This window comes from Actinomycetota bacterium, from assembly GCA_040754375.1.
Lineage (GTDB): Bacteria > Actinomycetota > Acidimicrobiia > Acidimicrobiales > AC-14 > JBFMCT01.
This window is the reverse complement of sequence record JBFMCT010000054.1, coordinates 1-17517: the sequence shown is the minus strand read 5'-3', so window position 1 is coordinate 17517 and position 17517 is coordinate 1. Positions and strand designations below refer to the sequence as shown.

14 protein-coding genes are annotated in these 17517 nt (G+C 73.1%); 11 read left to right on the top strand and 3 right to left on the bottom strand.

Annotated elements, in window-relative coordinates; all coding sequences use genetic code 11:
• Nucleotides 1–161 precede the first annotated feature (161 nt).
• From tsf to ispG, 7 genes are read left to right on the top strand one after another with little or no spacing between them, the layout of a single operon-like run.
• A complete protein-coding gene (gene tsf, locus AB1673_15890; protein ID MEW6155445.1) occupies nt 162–956 on the top strand; it encodes a translation elongation factor Ts in 795 nt (264 codons plus the stop codon).
• Between the two features lie 6 nt (nt 957–962).
• Complete coding sequence (gene pyrH / locus AB1673_15885; protein MEW6155444.1) at nt 963–1709, top strand: UMP kinase; 747 nt, start codon at nt 963–965, stop codon at nt 1707–1709.
• Nucleotides 1706–2263, top strand: coding sequence for a ribosome recycling factor (gene frr, locus AB1673_15880; protein ID MEW6155443.1), 558 nt, complete (start codon nt 1706–1708; stop codon nt 2261–2263). The genes pyrH and frr overlap by 4 nt, the downstream gene beginning before the upstream one ends.
• Nucleotides 2264–2321: 58 nt before the next feature.
• On the top strand, nt 2322–4451 hold the full coding sequence (locus tag AB1673_15875) for a phosphatidate cytidylyltransferase (protein ID MEW6155442.1): 2130 nt from the start codon (nt 2322–2324) through the stop codon (nt 4449–4451).
• 4 nt (nt 4452–4455) lie between these two features.
• Complete coding sequence (gene dxr / locus AB1673_15870) at nt 4456–5625, top strand: 1-deoxy-D-xylulose-5-phosphate reductoisomerase (GenBank protein MEW6155441.1); 1170 nt, start codon at nt 4456–4458, stop codon at nt 5623–5625.
• A complete protein-coding gene (locus AB1673_15865) occupies nt 5622–6896 on the top strand; it encodes a M50 family metallopeptidase (protein ID MEW6155440.1) in 1275 nt (424 codons plus the stop codon). The genes dxr and AB1673_15865 overlap by 4 nt, the downstream gene beginning before the upstream one ends.
• Complete coding sequence (gene ispG, locus AB1673_15860) at nt 6896–8149, top strand: flavodoxin-dependent (E)-4-hydroxy-3-methylbut-2-enyl-diphosphate synthase (GenBank protein ID MEW6155439.1); 1254 nt, start codon at nt 6896–6898, stop codon at nt 8147–8149. The genes AB1673_15865 and ispG overlap by 1 nt, the downstream gene beginning before the upstream one ends.
• Nucleotides 8150–8396: 247 nt before the next feature.
• Here ispG and AB1673_15855 read toward each other — a convergent pair whose 3' ends face one another.
• The 3 genes from AB1673_15855 to AB1673_15845 form a co-directional block, all read right to left on the bottom strand.
• Nucleotides 8397–8975 carry a hypothetical protein gene (locus AB1673_15855; protein ID MEW6155438.1) on the bottom strand — a complete coding sequence of 193 codons (579 nt, stop codon included), beginning with the start codon at nt 8973–8975 and terminating at the stop codon, nt 8397–8399.
• 283 nt (nt 8976–9258) lie between these two features.
• Entirely contained in the window at nt 9259–11082 is a 1824-nt protein-coding gene (locus AB1673_15850; protein MEW6155437.1) for an ABC transporter ATP-binding protein, read from the bottom strand.
• Entirely contained in the window at nt 11079–13052 is a 1974-nt protein-coding gene (locus tag AB1673_15845; protein MEW6155436.1) for an ABC transporter ATP-binding protein, read from the bottom strand. Before AB1673_15845 ends, AB1673_15850 begins: the two co-directional genes overlap by 4 nt.
• On the opposite strand from AB1673_15845, the gene AB1673_15840 reads away from it, so the two are divergent.
• From AB1673_15840 to AB1673_15825, 4 genes are all read left to right on the top strand, one after another.
• Nucleotides 13051–14268, top strand: coding sequence for a GNAT family N-acetyltransferase (locus AB1673_15840; protein ID MEW6155435.1), 1218 nt, complete (start codon nt 13051–13053; stop codon nt 14266–14268). The two genes, AB1673_15845 and AB1673_15840, sit on opposite strands and share 2 nt — an antisense overlap.
• A gap of 135 nt (nt 14269–14403) precedes the next feature.
• Entirely contained in the window at nt 14404–14898 is a 495-nt protein-coding gene (rimP, locus tag AB1673_15835) for a ribosome maturation factor RimP (protein ID MEW6155434.1), read from the top strand.
• Nucleotides 14895–16598 carry a transcription termination factor NusA gene (gene nusA, locus AB1673_15830; GenBank protein MEW6155433.1) on the top strand — a complete coding sequence of 568 codons (1704 nt, stop codon included), beginning with the start codon at nt 14895–14897 and terminating at the stop codon, nt 16596–16598. Before rimP ends, nusA begins: the two co-directional genes overlap by 4 nt.
• Before the next feature lie 94 nt (nt 16599–16692).
• The coding region (locus tag AB1673_15825) for a translation initiation factor IF-2 N-terminal domain-containing protein (GenBank protein MEW6155432.1) at nt 16693–17517 on the top strand (825 nt) is incomplete at its 3' end.

The following is a 17517-nucleotide window of genomic DNA, read 5'->3' as shown; positions in this document are numbered from 1 at the left end:
GGCCCCGGCCGCCCCCGACACCGACGCAACCTCGGCTCCGAGCGAGGCAGAGGACAGGTCAGCGGGAGGCGGTCCGAGCGGGGGACCGCCGGGGGAGGAGCCCGGCGAGGCCGACGGCGAGCAGCTCCCGGCTTCGGGCCCGGGCCCGGTGGAGGCCTGAGATGGCCGACTTCACCGCCAAAGACGTGCAGCGGCTCCGCCAGGTCACCGGTGCGGGCATGCTCGACTGCAAGAAGGCCCTCGAAGCAACGGGCGGCGACTTCGACAAGGCCGTGAACCTGCTGCGGGAGCAGGGCCTGGCCCAGACGGGTAAGCGGGCCGACCGGGCCAACACCCAGGGCGCGGTGGCCACGGCCAACACGGGGGCGGCCGCGGCCGCCGTCGAGCTCAACTGCGAGACCGACTTCGTGGCCAAGTCGCCCGAGTTCGCGGCCCTGGTCGAGGAGATGGCCAACGCCGTGGCCGAGCGGGGCGAGGGGGCGACCGACGAGTTCAAAGAGCGCCTCGACGGCCTGCGCATCACCCTCAAGGAGAACATCGACCTGGGCCGGGTCGTGCGCTTCGAGGCGGCCGAGGGGGCGGTCCTCGACACCTACCTTCACTCTCAGAACGACCGGGGCGTCAACGCCGTGCTCGTCGAGGTGTCAGGGGGAGACCGGGCGCTGGCCCACGACATCGCCCTGCACGTGGCCTCCATGCGGCCCACCTACCTGAGCCGCGACGACGTGCCCGCCGACATCGTGGCCAACGAGCGGGCCGTGCTCGAGAACCTCACCCGCAACGAGGGCAAACCCGAGCAGGCCGTCCCCAAGATCGTCGAGGGCCGCCTCAACGGCTTCTTCAAGGACAACGTCCTGCTCGAGCAGGCGTTCGTCAAGGACACCAAGCAGACGATCGCCGGCATGCTCGGGAGCGCCACCGTCAACCGCTTCGCCCAGATCGAGATCGGCCGGTAGGGACGGGTGACGGCAGGCGACGGCACCGCCTCCCGGCCCGGATGGAAACGGGTCGTCCTCAAGGTCTCCGGTGAGGCGTTCGCCGACGCCCGCATCGGCTACGGCATCGACGGCATGGTCGTCTCCCGCATCGCCGGCGAGGTGTGCGAGGTGCGCCGCGACCTCGGAACGGAGGTGGCGGTGGTGGTCGGGGGCGGGAACATCTGGCGGGGCATGGCGGGCGCCGGCGCGGGCATGGACCGCGCCCAAGCCGACACCATGGGCATGCTGGCCACGGTCATCAACGCCCTGGCCCTGCAGGACGCGCTGGAGAAGCTGGGCGAGCCCACCCGGGTGCTCACCGCCATCCACATGGCCGAGGTGGCCGAGCCCTACATCCGCCGCCGGGCGCAGCGCCACCTGGAGAAGGGCCGGGTCGTGATCTTGGCCGGGGGCACCGGCAACCCCTACTTCACGACCGACACCACGGCCGCCCTGCGGGCCGCCGAGATCGGGGCCGAGGCGGTCCTGAAGGGCACGCACTCGGGGGTGGACGGGGTCTACACCGACGACCCGCTGCTCAACCCAGACGCCACCAAGCTGACCCACCTGGCCTACATCGACGTGCTCAACCGGGGCCTCAAGGTCATGGACTCGACGGCCATCACCTTTTGCATGGACAACAAGCTGCCCATCGTGGTCTTCAACCTGATGGAAGCCGGGAACATCCGCCGCGCCCTCGAAGGCGAGCCGATCGGTACGCTGGTGTCATGATCGAGGAACTCCTCCTCGAGGCGGCCGAGCGGATGGGCAAGGCGGTCGCCCACACCCAGTCGGAGTTCTCGACGGTGCGCACGGGCCGGGCCTCGCCGGCATTGGTCGAGAAGCTCAAGGTCGACTACTACGGGGCCGAGGTCCCTCTGCAACAGCTTGCGGGCTTCAGCGTGCCCGAGGCCCGGGTCCTGGTGATCGCCCCCTACGACAAGGGGTCGATGAAGGCCATCGAGCGTTCGATCATGAACTCCGACCTGTCGATCAACCCGTCCAACGACGGCCAGGTCATCCGGCTCGTCTTCCCGCAGCTGACCTCGGAGCGCCGCAAGGAGCTGGTGAAGGTCGTGCGTCACAAGGCCGAGGAGGGCCGGGTGGCGGCCCGCAACGTCCGCCGGGAGGTGCGCAAGGAACTGGAGGGCGCCGAGCGGGAGGGGGAGATCTCCGCCGACGACCTCGACCGGGCCGAGAAGGAGCTGGAGAAGCTCACCCACGAGTACGTGGCCGAGATCGACAAGATGCTGGCCCGGAAAGAGCAGGAGCTGCTGGAGGTGTGACCCGGCCGCCTGGCACCCCAACCGGGCGGACGAAGCCATCGGAGAGCAGGGAGCCGCCATGGACGACGACCAGTACGACGAGCACCCCCGGGGCCCGGGCATGCGCTCGCCCAGTCCCTGGCCGGGCCCCGACGACATCGGCGACGACATCGGCGAGGAGATCGGCGACGACATCGGCGAGGAGATCGGCGAGAGCCACCCTGGCTACACCCCGGACCAGCTCGGCGGCGAGATGGGCGACACCGGGGGACAGCTGGAGGACGACCCCTGGAGCGGGGTCTCGGCCCGGCGGGGACCGCGCTCGCCGGCCGAGGGCGTGCGCATCATCGGTGCCGACGAGGCCGCGGCTGCCATAGAGTCAGGACAAGTGACCGCCAAGAAGCCCGAGGACGAGCTGCGTTTCGGCGACGTCCCACCCCAGCCTGCCGGCCCCCGGCCGTCGATCCGGTTCCCCGGGGACGACCCGAGCGCCGTGCCCAAGCCGCCGGTGGCCGGTGACCCCTTCCCACCGCGTGAACCACCGCGCGAATCACCGGCGGCCGAGGCCGCCCGCCGCTGGGACGAGGCCCTGGCTCGCTCGTCGGAGACCCGCAGCCGCTACCGGGCCGGCGTTCTCGGCGAGGGCGGCTACGACGACGACGACGGAGACGGAGACATCTTCACCGCACCGGGCGCGGCGGGCGCCACCGCCCAGGGGCCACCCCCACCTCCTCCACCCCCCCCGGGGGGTGGGTACAACGACCCCGCCTACAACGACCCCGCCTTCGACGACCCGGCTTATGACGACCCGGGGTTCGGCGGCCCGGCCTACGGGGCCCCCGCTTACAACGACCCCGCCTACAACGACCCCGCCTACAACGACCCCGCCTACAACGACCCGGCCTACGGGGCGGAGCCCGGTTACGGCGGGGAACCGGCCTACGGGGCCTACGGCGAAACCGGCGCGCAGGACGGGGACTTCGAGAGCAGTTCGATGCAGCACTGGACCGAGCCCCCCTCGGGCGAGGTGCCCCGCATCCTGATCGGCGACGACGACCTGGCTCCAGAAGAGGACCTGTCGGCCTGGGGCTCGCTGGGCGCCCGGCCCCGGTGGCGGGACCAGGAGGCCGACTGGGAGGACGCCGATTTCAACGAGGGCATCCTGGCCGACGAGGGCCACCGCGTCGGGGCCCTGCGGTCGCAGGTGGACGACTCCGCGCCGTTCTCGTTCGACGACCTCGACGGTGACGACGACGCCCCTCCGCCGCCCCCGGGCTACGGGCCGGGGCCGGCCGCGGGGCGGGCCGCCGCTCCTGGGCGGGCCCGCATCTCGACGGCCTCCGGGGGCCCTGGCGGACCTGGCGGCTCGTCCCGGGGCCCGGGGGGCAGTGGCGGCCGCCGTCCCGCCGACCCTCGGGACACGACCACCCGGGTGGTCACGGGGGCCATCGCCGGGGCCGTCGTCCTGGTGGCCGCGGCCATCGGGCCCGCGGCCCTCGTCCTGCTGGTGGCCGTGGCCCTGACGATGGCGTCGGCCGAGATGTACAAGGGCCTGCGGGCCCGTGGGTACCACCCGGCCACCCTCTTGGGCCTGGTGGGGGCACCCGCGCTGGTGGGCGCCGTCTACTGGAAGGGCATCGACGCCTACCCGCTGGTGCTCGGGCTGTTCGTGGTGTTCACCCTGCTGTGGTACCTGGCCGGGGTGGTCAAGGCCCGGCCGTCGATGAACGTGGCCGTGACGATCATGACGTTCGTCTACGTGGCCTTCCTGGGGTCGTTCGCGGCGCTCATCCTCAAGGGGGGCAGCACCGGCATCCGCATCCTGGTGGGCGCCATCTTGGCCACCGTGGCCTACGACGTGGGCGCCTACTTCGCGGGCCGGTCGATGGGCCGCACCCCCCTGGCCCCGGCCATCAGCCCGGGCAAGACCGTCGAGGGGCTGGTGGGGGCCAGCCTGGCCACCATCTTGGTGTGCCTGGTGATCGTGCGGGCCATCGACCCGTGGGACGGGGGCAAGGCCTTCTGGCTGGCCATCATGGTCTGCTTCGCCGCCCCCCTGGGCGACCTGTGCGAGTCGATGATCAAGCGCGACCTCGACGTGAAGGACATGGGCAACGTCCTGCCCGGCCACGGCGGGGTGCTCGACCGCATCGACGCCATGCTGTTCGTGATGCCGGCCACCTACTACCTCGTCCGCCTCGTCTTCTGAGCTCGTGAAGACCGTCAGCCTGGTGGGCTCCACCGGCTCGATCGGCACCCAGGCGGTCGACGTGGTCCGGGCCGAGCCCGGGCGCTACCGGGTGGTGGCCCTGGGCGCGAACCGGTCGGTCGAGTTACTGGCCCTGCAGGCCAAGGAGCTACGGCCCGAACGGGTGGCCATCGCCGACCCGTCGCGAGCGGCCGACCTGGAGGCGGCCGTGCCCCCGGGTACCGAGGTGCTGGCCGGCCCGGGCGCCCTGGCCGAGATATCCACCGGGGCCGACGTGGTCGTCAACGGCGTGGTCGGGTTCGCCGGCCTGGAGGTGACCCTGGCCGCCCTGGGGGCGGGCCGCCGGCTGGCCCTGGCCAACAAGGAGTCGCTGATCGCCGCCGGCCCGGTCGTGCGCCGGGCCCGCGTCACCCCGGGGGCCGAGATCGTGCCTGTCGACTCCGAGCACTGTGCCGTTCATCAGTGCCTGCGGGCCGCGGGCGGGGCGGGCGCCGGGCGCGCCCTCAGGCGCATCGTGCTCACGGCCAGCGGAGGGCCGTTCCGGGGCCGCAGCCGCCGCGACCTGGAGTCCGTCACCGTCGAGCAGGCCTTGGCCCACCCCACGTGGGCCATGGGCCCCAAGATCACCGTCGACTCCTCGACCCTGATGAACAAGGGCCTGGAGGTCATCGAGGCCCACGAGCTGTTCGACGTCGATTTCGGCTCGATCGACGTGGTCGTGCACCCCCAGTCGGTGGTCCACTCCATGGTCGAGCTCAGCGACGGGGCCACCATCGCCCAGCTTTCCGAGCCCGACATGCGCCTGCCCATCGCCTACGCCCTGGCTTATCCCGACCGCAGCGCGGTGGCCTTCGGCGCCCTCGACTGGTCGAAGGCCCGGGAGCTGACCTTCGAGCCGCCCGACCGCGCCGCCTTCCCGTGCCTCGACCTGGCTTACGAGGCGGGGCGCACCGGGGGGACGGCCCCGGCCTGGCTCAACGCGGCCAACGAGGTGGCGGTGGCCGCCTTCCTCGAAGGGCTCATACCGTGGGCCGCCATTGCCGATGTCATATACGACACGCTGGCAGGCCACGATGGAACAGACCCGACCGGGGTCGACGTTGTCATGGAGGCCGACCGGCTGGCCCGTCTGCAGGCGCGCCAAGCGGTAGAACGGAGAACCCACAGCCAATGAGCCAGACCAGCGAGCGCCCTCCCGTCGAGGCCTCTGACCCCGCGGCCGACCCGAACGCGTCGTCGCCCCTGCGGGCGGTGGCCCTGTTCGTGGGCATGGCCGCCCTCGTGGTGCTCTCGATCGTCAAGGGCGCGTTCCCGGCCATGGCCTTCGTCCTGGCCCTGATCGGCTCGATCATGCTGCACGAGGCCGGCCACTACTTCACGGCCAAGCGGTCGGGCATGAAGGTCACCGAGTTCTTCTTCGGCTTCGGGCCCCGGCTGTGGTCGTTCCGCCGGGGCGAGACCGAGTACGGCGTCAAGGCCATCCCCGCGGGCGGCTACGTGAAGATCATCGGGATGTCCAACCTGGAGAAGGGCATCGACCCGGCCGACGAGCCCAGGACCTACCGCCAGCAGTCCTACCCCCGCCGCCTGACGGTGGCCATCGCCGGCATCGTCACCCACTTTGTCATCGCCTTCCTGATCCTGATGCTGATGTGGACGGTGGTGGGCGTGCCCCGGGGCGACCAGCCCACCCTGGCAGTGGGGTCGATCAGCCGGCTGGCCAGCGGGCCCAGCCCGGCCCAGGAGGCCGGTTTCGAGGTGGGCGACCGCATCGTCTCGGTGGACGGGCGGGTGCTCGGCCAGTGGTCGGAACTGCCCCCGCTGATCCGGGCCAACCCGGGCCGGCCCCTGACGTTCGTGGTCGAGCGGGACGGGCGCCAGCTCACCCTCACGGCCACCCCGGCGTCGACCAACCCGGCCGGGGAAGACGTGGGCTTTCTGGGCGTCGGCTCCCAGGTGGCTATCGAGAAAGTGGGCCCGGTGGCGGCCGCGGGCAAGTCGGTGGCCGACCTCGGGCGGCTGACCACTGGTTCGGTCCAGGCCCTGGGCATGTTCTTCTCGCCCAGCTCGCTCGGCGACTACGGCAACCAGCTCATCGGCGGGGGGTCGTCGGCCAACGAGGATGCCCGGCCCGTGTCGGTGGTGGGGGTCGTGCGCATCGCCGACCAGGCGGCCAAGAGCGGGCTGTTCGAGTTCCTGGCCATCTTGGTGATGATCAACATCTTCGTGGCCATCTTCAACATGGTGCCCCTGCTGCCCCTCGACGGTGGGCACATCGCCATCGCCACCTACGAGCGGGTGCGCTCCCGCAAGGGCAGGCGCCACTACGCCGACGTGCAGAAGATGCTGCCGCTGACGGCCGCGGTGGTGGTGCTGCTGGTGACCCTGGGGCTCACCTCGTTGTGGCTCGACATCGTCAACCCCATAACGAACCCGTTCCAGTAGTGCCCCAGCCCGCACCCGGCCCGTCCCGTTACGGGCGGCGCCCCACCCGCCAGATAATGGTCGGGACCGTGCCCGTGGGCGGGGGCGCGCCCGTCACCGTCCAGTCGATGACCACGACCAAGACGGCCGACGTCGACGGCACCCTGGCCCAGATCTACGCGCTGGCGGCCGCCGGGGCCGACATCGTGAGGGTGACGTGCAACGACGCCGAGGCGGCCGCCGCGCTGGCCATCATGCTGCCCCGGTGCCCGGTGCCGATCGTGGCCGACATCCACTACCAGTACCGCCTGGCCCTGGCCGCCCTGGAGGCGGGGGTGCACTGCCTGCGCCTCAACCCGGGCAACATCCGCAAGGCCGACCAGGTGAAGCTGGTGGCCGAGGAGGCCAAGGCCCGCGGGGTCCCCATCCGCATCGGGGTGAACGCCGGGTCGCTCGACCCCGACCTCTACGACCGCTACGGGGAGGCCACGCCCGAGGCGCTGGTCGAGTCCGCCCAGCGGGAGCTGGGTTACCTGGCCGAGGTCGGGTTCGAGGACGTGAAGATCTCGGTCAAGGCGTCGAACGTCCCCCTGATGATCGAGGCCTACCGCCAACTGGCCGAGGTCACCGACCACCCGCTGCACCTGGGGGTGACCGAGGCCGGCCCCCCGCCCGCGGGCATCGTCAAGGCCACGGCCGGCATCGCCACCCTGCTGGCCGAGGGGATCGGCGACACCATCCGCTACTCGCTGACCGCCGACCCGGTCGACGAGGCCAAGGCCGGCCGCCAGCTCCTGGAGGCCCTCGGGCTGCGGGAGCGCAAGTCGGTCGACCTGATCGCCTGCCCGTCGTGCGGGCGGGCCGAGGTCGACGTGATCCGGGTGGCCCAGGAGGCCCAGGCCGCCCTGGCCGAGCGCAACCTGCCCATCCAGGTGGCCGTCATGGGGTGCGTGGTCAACGGGCCGGGCGAGGCCCGGGGCGCCGACCTGGGTATCGCCGCCGGCCGGGGCAAGGGCCACCTGTTCGTGAAGGGCCAGGTCGTCCGGGTCGTGCCCGAGGCCGACATGGTCACCGCCCTGGTCGAGGAGGCTGAGCGGCTGGTGGCCGAGGGCGCCGAGGCCCGGCTGGCGGCGGCCGACGCCGGGGCCGCCGAGGAGGCCGAGCTCACGCGCCGCCAGCTCATCGACCTCCAAGGCGAAGACGCCAACGCCGTGGGCCAGCGCGTGGAGCTGATCCGCAAGGCGCTGGGGTCTCGGGATGACGGGCCAAGCTAACGACGGGCCCGGCTGCTGCTCCGGCGCCTGGTCAGCAGCTGCCGTCGCCGCCTCGGCTGCCGGTGCCACATCGCCGACAAACCCGACCGACCGTGGGCGGGACCTCGAAGTTGACGCACAGGGCGGCAGGCTATGAGCCCTTTGGCTCAGTAACCGAGCACCTGCACCCGAGCCGGCCTGACCGCGCCGTCATCAGGGCACCATTGTGCCGAGGGGGCTGGGGGTGTGCCGTACTCCGGGCCTCTCGTCAGCACTGGCCGATGGTGTGGCCACCCACGGTGTTGCCGCTGACCTCGGGCGGGGGTGCGTTGCCCTGACACAACAGATGCCCACCGATGACATTGTCCATGATCCGCTGATGGGCGGCCACCTGGTTGTTGACGTACGTGAGCGTGCCGCCGATGGTGTTACCGAGGCAGAAGTCCTGGTCTGTCCCGATGAAGAGTTGCTGGACGCCGACCGTGTCGCGGACGATCAGCGATCCGCCGATCGCGCTGCGGCACAGGCCGAACGCGAGCACCCCGTCGACCGGCTGGGGCCGGCGGGTGACCACGTTGTGGGTCACGTGGTTGTCCTGAAGGATCTGGACCGAGGCGTCGGTGGCCAGGATCGACCCGTTGACGGTCGAGCGGTTCACGACCAGCCGGGAGCCGGGGCTAACCGTAATCGTGCCGAACACCTCTGAGTTCTGGATCCTGCACACCTCGCCGGTGGGCACTACCAGATCGCTGTGGATCGTCTCTCCGAAGTGGTCTTCGGTGCACTCGAGCGGTTCGGCCACGGCGGTCCCTGCCCAGGAGAGCGTCGTCACCAGCAGGATGACCACTGCGGCGCCTACTCGCCATCTCGCCATCGCCGGCCTCCCTCGATCCTCGCCAGACAACCAAGCTAACCAGCAGCGGCCCCCCATTCAACGCCCTCCACCTCTTGACGTGCAGCGGCGTCGGCAGGGTGCCTCGACCTGACCGGCGCGGGCGGACGGATCGTCCCCCGGACGTCGCAGCGCCGTCGCGAGCTGCCGTCGCCGCCATCGACCAGTGGGCGGAGGGGACGAGCCGAGGGCGCCGGGGCCCGGACCGGCCGGCCGGGACCAGCCGTCGGCGGCCAGTTCAGTAGCGCGACGCCTGGAGGCGGAACAGCTCGGCGTAGCGGCCGCCGGCGGCCAGCAGGTCCTCGTGGGAGCCCTGCTCGGTGACCCGTCCCTCGTGTACGACCACGATCAGGTCGGCCATGCGCACGGTCGAGAACCGGTGCGAGACCAGCAGCGTCACGGGCCGGGCGCCGGCCCCGTTCCCGTCCGTGGCCAAGGACATGGCCGCGAAGCGTTCGAAGACCTCGTGCTCGGCCCGGGGGTCCAAGCTGGCGGTGGGCTCGTCGAGCACCAGCAGGGCGGGACCGGGGCGCATCAGCCCCCGGGCCAGGGCGACCCGCTGCCATTCCCCCTCGGAAAGGTCGACGCCCCCCTCGAACGTGCGCCCGAGCTGGGTGTCGAACCCGGCCGGAAGGCGGTCGATGACCCGGTCGGCGCCCGCTCGCTCCGACGACGAGCTCACCCGGGCCAGGTCGTCGACGGCCACCAGGTCGCCCACGCCCACCGCCTCGCGGGCCACCAACTGGAAGCGCACGAAGTCCTGGAAGGCCACGCTGGTGGCCGCCCGCCAGCCGTCGAGGTCGATGTCGCGCAGGTCGACGCCGTCGACCAGCACCCGGCCCCCGGTGGGGTCGTAGAACCGGCACAGGAGCTTGACCAGGCTGGTTTTGCCGGCCCCGTTCTCACCCACCAAGGCCACCGTCGAGCCCGCCGGCAGGTGCAGGCACACGTCGGTCAGGACGGGCTCGGACGTGCCCGGGTAGGTGAAGTCGACGTGGTCGAAGACGATGCCGTCGGCGATGACAGCCGGGGCGGGCACGGCCCGCTCGGGGGGCGGCGCCACCACCGAGGCCCGGTAGTCGAGCAGCCACAGGTAGCGCTCCCCGGTGAAGGACAGCTCGGCCAACCACGCCGCCTGGCGGGTGGCGCCCGACAGCTCGCCGATGGCGCTGCGGGCCACCTGGACGGTCAGGGCCACGTCGCCCAGGCTGGCCCGGCCCCGCATGGCCAGCCACCCGGCGTAGGCCACCGCCCCCGACAGGGCGGCCCCGTAGAGGGCGCCGGCCACCACGCTGGTGCGGGCCCGCACGAGCTGGTCGCGGAACAGCAGCTTTATCGTGCGCTCGGTGATCTCCCGGTGGCGGGCCAGCAGCTCGGGCCCGAGGTTGAACAGCCGCACCTCCTTGGCGGCCAGGGGCTCGGTGGCCAGCGTGAGGTAGTGCTGGGCCAGCCGCTCGTCGGGGGCGGTGCGGTCGTAGCGGGTGAAGTGGCGGCGGTAGGCCCGGTACTGCAGGGCCACGCCCGGGGCGGCCACCACCGGCATGAGGGCCAGCAGGGGGTGGACGGTGGCCAGCAGGACGACCGCCCCCACCAGGCCGAACACGATCGTGGCCAGGCCGTTGAGGTTGACGAAGGCGAAGTAGGGGACGTAGCTGCGCTCGCGCACGAGCTTGACCTTGTCGGCGAACTCGGGCCGTTCGAGGTGCTCGAGACCGGCCGCCCCGGCGGCCACCTCCATGAGCCGCTCCTCCACGGCCTGGCTGACCCGCTCGCCCAGCTCGGCCTGCCACAGGCCGCTCGACAGGTCGGCTACGACCCTCGACACCACGATGATGGCCAGCCCGATCAGGCCCGTGAGCCAGGCCCGGCCGGCGTCGCCGTCGGCCACGGCGTCGACCACCAGCTTGAGCGTCAGGGCCGAGGCCGTGGTCAGCAACCCGTAGACGACGGCCGCTGCGAGCAGGGCGGCCGCCCGCTCCCGGGCCTCCGACCAGGCCAGGCCGATGAGCACCCCCAGCACCTTGCCCACGGGCCGGCGGGCCGGGGGCGGGCGGTCGTTCACTCCAGCGCCCCGGTCATGTTGTAGTGGCTGGACTGCAGCCCGTAGAGGGTGGCGTAGCGGCCGCCGGCGGCCACCAGCTCCTCGTGGGAACCGTCCTCGACGACCCGGCCGCCGCCCAGCAGGACGATGCGTTCGGCCATGCGCACGGTGGAGAACCGGTGGGACACCAGCAGCGTGGTGGCCCCCCGGCTGAGCTCCGCGAAGCGGTTGTAGAGGTCGTGCTCGACGCGCACGTCGAGGCTGGCCGTGGGTTCGTCGAGCACGAGCAGGTCGGCCCCCCGCCCGATGCGGGCCATGACGGCCCGGGCCAGGGCCACCCGCTGCCACTCGCCCCCCGACAGGTCCACGCCCCCCAGGTCGCGGGCCAGCACCGTGGCCCAGCCGTCGGGCAGCGAGGCGATCAGCCGGTCGACGCCCACGGCCCGGGCCGCGGCGTCCAGCAGGTGGGGGTCGGTGGCGGCCGCCGTGCCCGCGGCCCCGAAGCCGATGTTGTCGCGCACCGGGAGCTCGTAGCGCACGAAGTCCTGGAAGATGACGGCCAGGCGGTCCCGCAGGGCGGCCAGGTCGAGGTCGCGCACGTCGGTGCCGTCGAGGGTGATGCGCCCCTCGGTGGGGTCGTAGAAGCGGGCCAGGAGCTTGATGAGGGTGGTCTTGCCCGTGCCGTTCTCGCCCACCAGGGCCAGCGACGAACCGGCCGGCACCCACAGGTCGAGCCCGTCGAGCACCACTCTGTCGGTCCCCGGGTAGCGGAAGGACACGCCTTCGAAGCGGATGCCCCGCTCGGGGGGCTCGGCCACCGGCTGGGCCGCGGGGCGCACCTCGAGGCGGGGCTCGGTGCGGGCCAGGTCCAAGATGCGCACGGCCGAGGGCAGGTAGAAGCTGTTGCGCCGGGCCTGGCCGACCGACTGGGCGGTGGCCATGACGGCCGCCACCAGAGCGGTGGTGGCCGTGGCCGCGGCCGTGAAGGTGCCCACGTCGGTGCGGCCGTCGATGGCCGCCCCGAGCATGGTGGCGTAGGCGAAGGACATGGCGGCCAGGGCAGCCACGTTGAGCGCCACCAGGATGGCCATGGTGCGCCGGCGGGAGGCCCACATCTCCCGCACCCCCTCCAGCCAGTGGCGGCGCTGGCGGCCGACGGCCCACCGGCCCAGGCCGAACACCCGCAGCTCCTTGCCGCTCTCGCGGTCGACGGCCAGGTCGCGGTAGTAGTCGGCCCGGCGGGCGTCGGGCGAGCCCCGCCAGCGGGCCAGCCCCACCACCGCCTGGAAGCGCCAGTTGGCCACGGCTGCGGGCAGGCAGGCGACCAGGACGACCACCGGCACCCACAGGGCGAACGTGGCCGCCACCGCGGCCATGGCCGCCACCAGGGCGAACTGCTGGAACACCCCGACCATGGCCTGGAGGGTGTGGACGGGGCCGAACCCGATCCAGCCGGCCACCTGGAGCTGGTCGCGGAACGACGGGTCCTCGAACCAGGCCAGGCCGGGCAGGGCCACGGTGGCGGCCATCAGGCGGCGGGCCAGGTAAGCCTCGAAGCGGCGCTGGAGGCCGAACAGCACGGCCTGGGACACAGGGCCCACGACCTGGGTCACGAACACGGCCAGGGCGATGAGCACCAGGGCGCGGCGCACGGTCTGGCCCGGGGCCGACGAGGCCCCCAGCTCGACGGCCTCGGGCAGGGCCCGCAGGAACCGGCCCGTCTGGGCCACGACCAGGGCGGGGGCCACGCCCTGGACCAGCGTGAGCCCGGCCAGCGTGGCCGACAGGAGGGGGGAGGAGCGCCACACCAGCCCCAGGCCCCGGATGGCGGCGGCCGTCTCCTCCCTGGCGGTGACCCCGTCGGCCACCCGGTTCCCGGCTGCGTGCCCACTGGCCACGGCCAGAACGTAGGCGTTGGCCGGCACCTCCGACGGCCCCGGGCCGGCCCCGGACGCGCGCTGGCCGCCTGGTTGGTAGAACCGGGAGGCCATGGACGCCGAGATCCGCAACCCCGGGGCCGACGAGTTGGATGCCGTGGTGGCCACGGTGGAAACCAGCTGGGGCTACCACGCCGGCCCCGAGGAGCGGGAGGACGCCCGCGCCCTGGCCGACCTGGGCCGCACGTGGGTCGCCTTCGAGGGCACGGCCCCGGTGGGGGTGGCGGCCGCCCTAGCCTTCGAGCTGACCATGCCGGGCGGGGCGGCGGTGGCCGTGTCGGGGCTGACCGAGGTCGGTGTCCTGCCCACCCACCGCCGCCGGGGGCTGCTGTCGGCCCTCATGGCCCGCCACCTCGACGACTGCCGGGGGCGGGGCGAGGTGGCCTCGGTCCTGATCGCCTCCGAGGCGGCCATCTACCCCCGGTTCGGCTACGGCCCGGCGGTCACCGCCCAGTCGGCCACTATCGACCCCCGGCGGGCGGCCTTCGCCCCCACGGCCCCGGGCCAGTCGGGCCGGATGACCCTCCTGGGGCCCGAGGATGCCGCGGCTGTGGTGCCCGCCGTCTACGACGCCTACCGGCGGTCCCAGCCCGGGGAGGTCAGCCGCAGCCCGGCCTACTGGGACGTGCTGCTACGCGACCGCGAGCGCTGGCGGGACGGGGCTGGGCCCCGGTTCGTGGCCGCCCACGAGGGTGGCGGGGGCTTCGACGGGTATGCCTTCTACCGGGTCAAGGCGGGCTGGCCCCTGGGCTTGCCCGCCTTCGAGATGAGCGTCGAGGAGGTGGTGGCCACCACCTCCGAGGCCCGGGCCGCGCTGTGGCGCTACCTGCTGGGCGTCGACCTCGTCGTCAGCCTCGACGCCTGGAGCCTGCCCACCGACGAGCCCCTGCGGTCCATGCTGGCCGACCCCCGGGCCCTGGGCGTAACGGCCGTGCGCGACCTGTTGTGGGCCCGGCTGTGCGACGTGGGGGCGGCCCTGGCGAGCCGCGCCTACGGCGGGCCGGGGGCCGCCCTGGTCCTGGACGTGACCGGGGAGGGGCGCTTGCGGTTGGACGCCGGGCCCAGCGGGGCCGAGTGCCGGCCCGCGCCGGCGGCGGTGGCTGACCTGTCGGTGGCTGCGGCCGACCTGGCCGCCGCCTGGCTGGGAGCCACCTCGTGGACCGTGCTGGCCCGGGCGGGCCGAGCGGTCGAGCACACGGCCGGGGCGGTGGAGCGGGCCGCCCGCCTGTTCGCCACCGACCCCCCTCCGCACTCGGTCACCGACTTCTGAACGGTGAAATAGGCGTCACCGCTGCGGGGGTCGGCCTGGGTATACTCTCTCCCGCTCGACCGTTCGAAAGTAGGTGCTGACCAGTGCGTGGGCGCGAGAGCCCACGCATTTGTATTTCGTCACGAGAGGAGGCCCGTGCGCAGCGACAACGTGAGCGAGCGGGTGCGCGTTCTCGTGGCCCCCGCCCTCGAACAGGCCGGGTTGACCCTCTACGACGTGGACCGCACCGGCGGTGACGGCAACACGGTCCTGCGGGTCACCGTCGACCGGCCGGGTGGCGTCGACCTCGACGCCATCAGCGAAGCCACCGAGGTCGTGTCCGGCGTGCTCGACGCCGAGCCCGACGCCATCGCCGGGCGTTACCTGCTCGAGGTCTCCAGCCCCGGCATCGAGCGCCCGCTGCGCCGCCCCGAGCACTTCCGGGGCGCGGTGGGCGCCACCGTGAGCGTCAAGACACGTCCGGGCCACGAAGGGGAGCGCCGCTTCGAAGGCGTCCTCGAAGCGGCCGGTGACGCCGAGGTCACCATCGCCGGCCGCACGATCGCCTACGCCGACATCGACTCTGCCCGCACCCGCTTCGTGTGGCCCCAGCCGCGCCAGCCCAAGAGAAAGGCGGCCGCCCAACGATGACGACCAACTTCGAACTGATGGAGGCGCTCCAGGTCATCGAACGGGAGAAGGGGATCTCGGTCGAGGCCCTGCTGGAGGCCCTGGCCAACGCCCTGGTCTCGGCCTACAAGCGCATGCCGACGGCCGCCGAGGAGGCGTTCGTCACGATCGACCCCGACACCGGCGAGATGCACGTCTACGCCCAGGAGCTCGACGAGGACGGCAACGTCACCCGCGAGTGGGAGGACACGCCGTCGGACTTCGGGCGCATCGCCGCCCAGACGGCCAAGCAGGTCATCCTCCAGCGCATCCGCGAGGCCGAGCGGGAGATGAAGTACGAGGAGTACGCCGGGCGCGAGGGCGACATCGTCACGGGGATCATCCAGCAGGGCGACAGCCGCTACACCCTGCTCGACCTCGGCAAGGTCGAGGCCCTGCTGCCTCAGGCCGAGCAGGTGCCCTACGAGCGCTACGACCCCGGTACCCGGCTCAAGGCCTACATCGTCGAGGTGCGCAAGACGTCGAAGGGCCCCCAGATCGTGGTCAGCCGCACCCACCCGGGCCTGATCATGCGCCTGTTCCAGCTCGAGGTCCCCGAGATCTCCGACGGCGTCGTCGAGCTCAAGGCGGTGGCCCGCGAGCCCGGGCACCGCACCAAGATCGCGGTGTGGTCCAACGACCCCAACGTCGACCCGGTGGGGGCGTGCGTGGGTGCCCGGGGGGCGCGCGTGCGCATGGTCATGAACGAGGTGAGGGGCGAGAAGGTCGACATCGTGCCCTTCTCCGAAGACCCGCCCGAGTTCGTGATGAAGGCCCTCTCGCCGGCCAAGGTGAAAGAGGTCCGCATCGACGAGTCCACGGGTGCGGCCGAGGTGATCGTGCCCGACTACCAGCTCTCGCTGGCCATCGGCAAGGAGGGCCAGAACGCCCGGCTGGCGGCCCGCCTCACGGGCTGGCGGGTCGACATCAAGAGCGAGAGCCAGCTGGCCGAAGAAGAGGCGAGCTACGCCGAGCAGGACTGGGCCGAGGGCGAGTGGGTCACCGACGACTCGGGCGAGATGGTCTGGAAGCCGGCCGACGGCTCCGAGACGGTCACCGCCGACCAGTGGTCCTCGGGCGACCCCGAGCCCGGTGAGCCCGCCGGTGGCGCCACCGCGGGGGCCGCCGCTGCCCCTGAGGGCGAGGCGCCCGGTGCGCCCGACCAGGCCGTCACCGCCCCCGATCCCGAGCCGGGGCCAGGGCGGGCCGACGTGAACGGCGCCCCAACCGGGGAGGCACCGCCCCCGGCCGGCGGGGAGGCCGGTGGGGCTGGGGACGGACAACAACGGGTCCGGGGCGCGCCCAGGGGCCGCCGAGGGGACGGGCGGGCCAGCCCAGGCCCCGGCCGTGGCCCAGGCCGAGGGCGCGGGCGACGGGGAGAAGTCGGCATAGCCCCGCGCCGCACCTGCATCGGGTGCCGGCGGGTCGCGGGCCCGTCCGAGCTGGTGAGGGTGGTCGCCGGGGAAGGCGGGGCGCTCGTCGAGGGCCGTCACCTGCCAGGCCGGGGGGCCTGGCTGTGCGCCGGTTCACCCGCGTGCGTGACCGCTGCGGCCCGCCGCCGGGCCTTTGCCCGGGCCCTGCGGGCCGACATCTCCCAGGAGGCGATCGCCGCCTTGCAGTCGAGTGCGGCGGATCGTGCGAGGATGGAGGGGTTCGGGTCGTCCCGTTCGGCGGCTGGATGACAGGCAACCCGGTTCGACATGAGGATCGGGAACCGCGCTCGGGAAGGGCCCACAGGCCCCATCGGGACAGTGACAGGGAGGAAATACCGCAGCTTTGGCAGCCAGGATCCGGCTCTACGAGTTGGCTCGCGAGCTCGGGCTCTCCAACAAGGAGACGCTCGACCTCTGTGTCGCGCTCGGCATCGGAGTCAAGAGCCACTCGTCGAGTATCGAGGACGCCCAGGCCGACCGGGTCCGCCGCAAGGCTGACCGCGAGGGCCTGCGCCGGGCCGTCCAGCCCGAGGAGCCCAAGGCGGAGCCCGCAGCCGACGCCGGGGCCCAGCCCGGAGGCCGCCCGGCGGGCGACTCCCGCCGCCTGGTAACCAGCTCGCCTTCGAGCGATCACGGCGACCAGGCCCGAGGCGGGGGCGGCCGTCCCATGGCCGCGGCCGGCCAGCCCGGGGCACCGAGCGGGAACGCCACCAGCTTCTCGCCTGACCACGGGGCGGGCACGACCGCGCCCCGGCCCGGCGCAGGGCCCGGCTCCGTAGGCGGCCACGCCGCACCGACGCCCCCGTCCGGCGCCGGCCCGTCTTCGGGTGGCCAGCCCGCGGGCGCGGGGCAGCCCGGCCAGTCCGGGGCCTCAGGGCCCTCGGGGCCGCCCAGCCCAGCCCAGGGTGCCCCGGGGCAGGCGGCATCGCCAGGCCCGGCAGCCACCCAGCCCGGCGCGGCCGGGCCCGGCGCGGTACAGACCGGTTCGGTCGCCCAGGCGGGCCCCGCCGGCTCCGCCGCTGGGCCCCAGGGCCCGTCGTCGGCTCCTGGCGGGGCCGGCCCCACCCCGGCGGGCCAGACCGGCCAGACAGTGGCGGCAGCCCCCCATACCGGGCACACCGGCCCGACCGGCGCCGTGGCCCAGGCGGGACGGGGGCCCGAAGAGCCG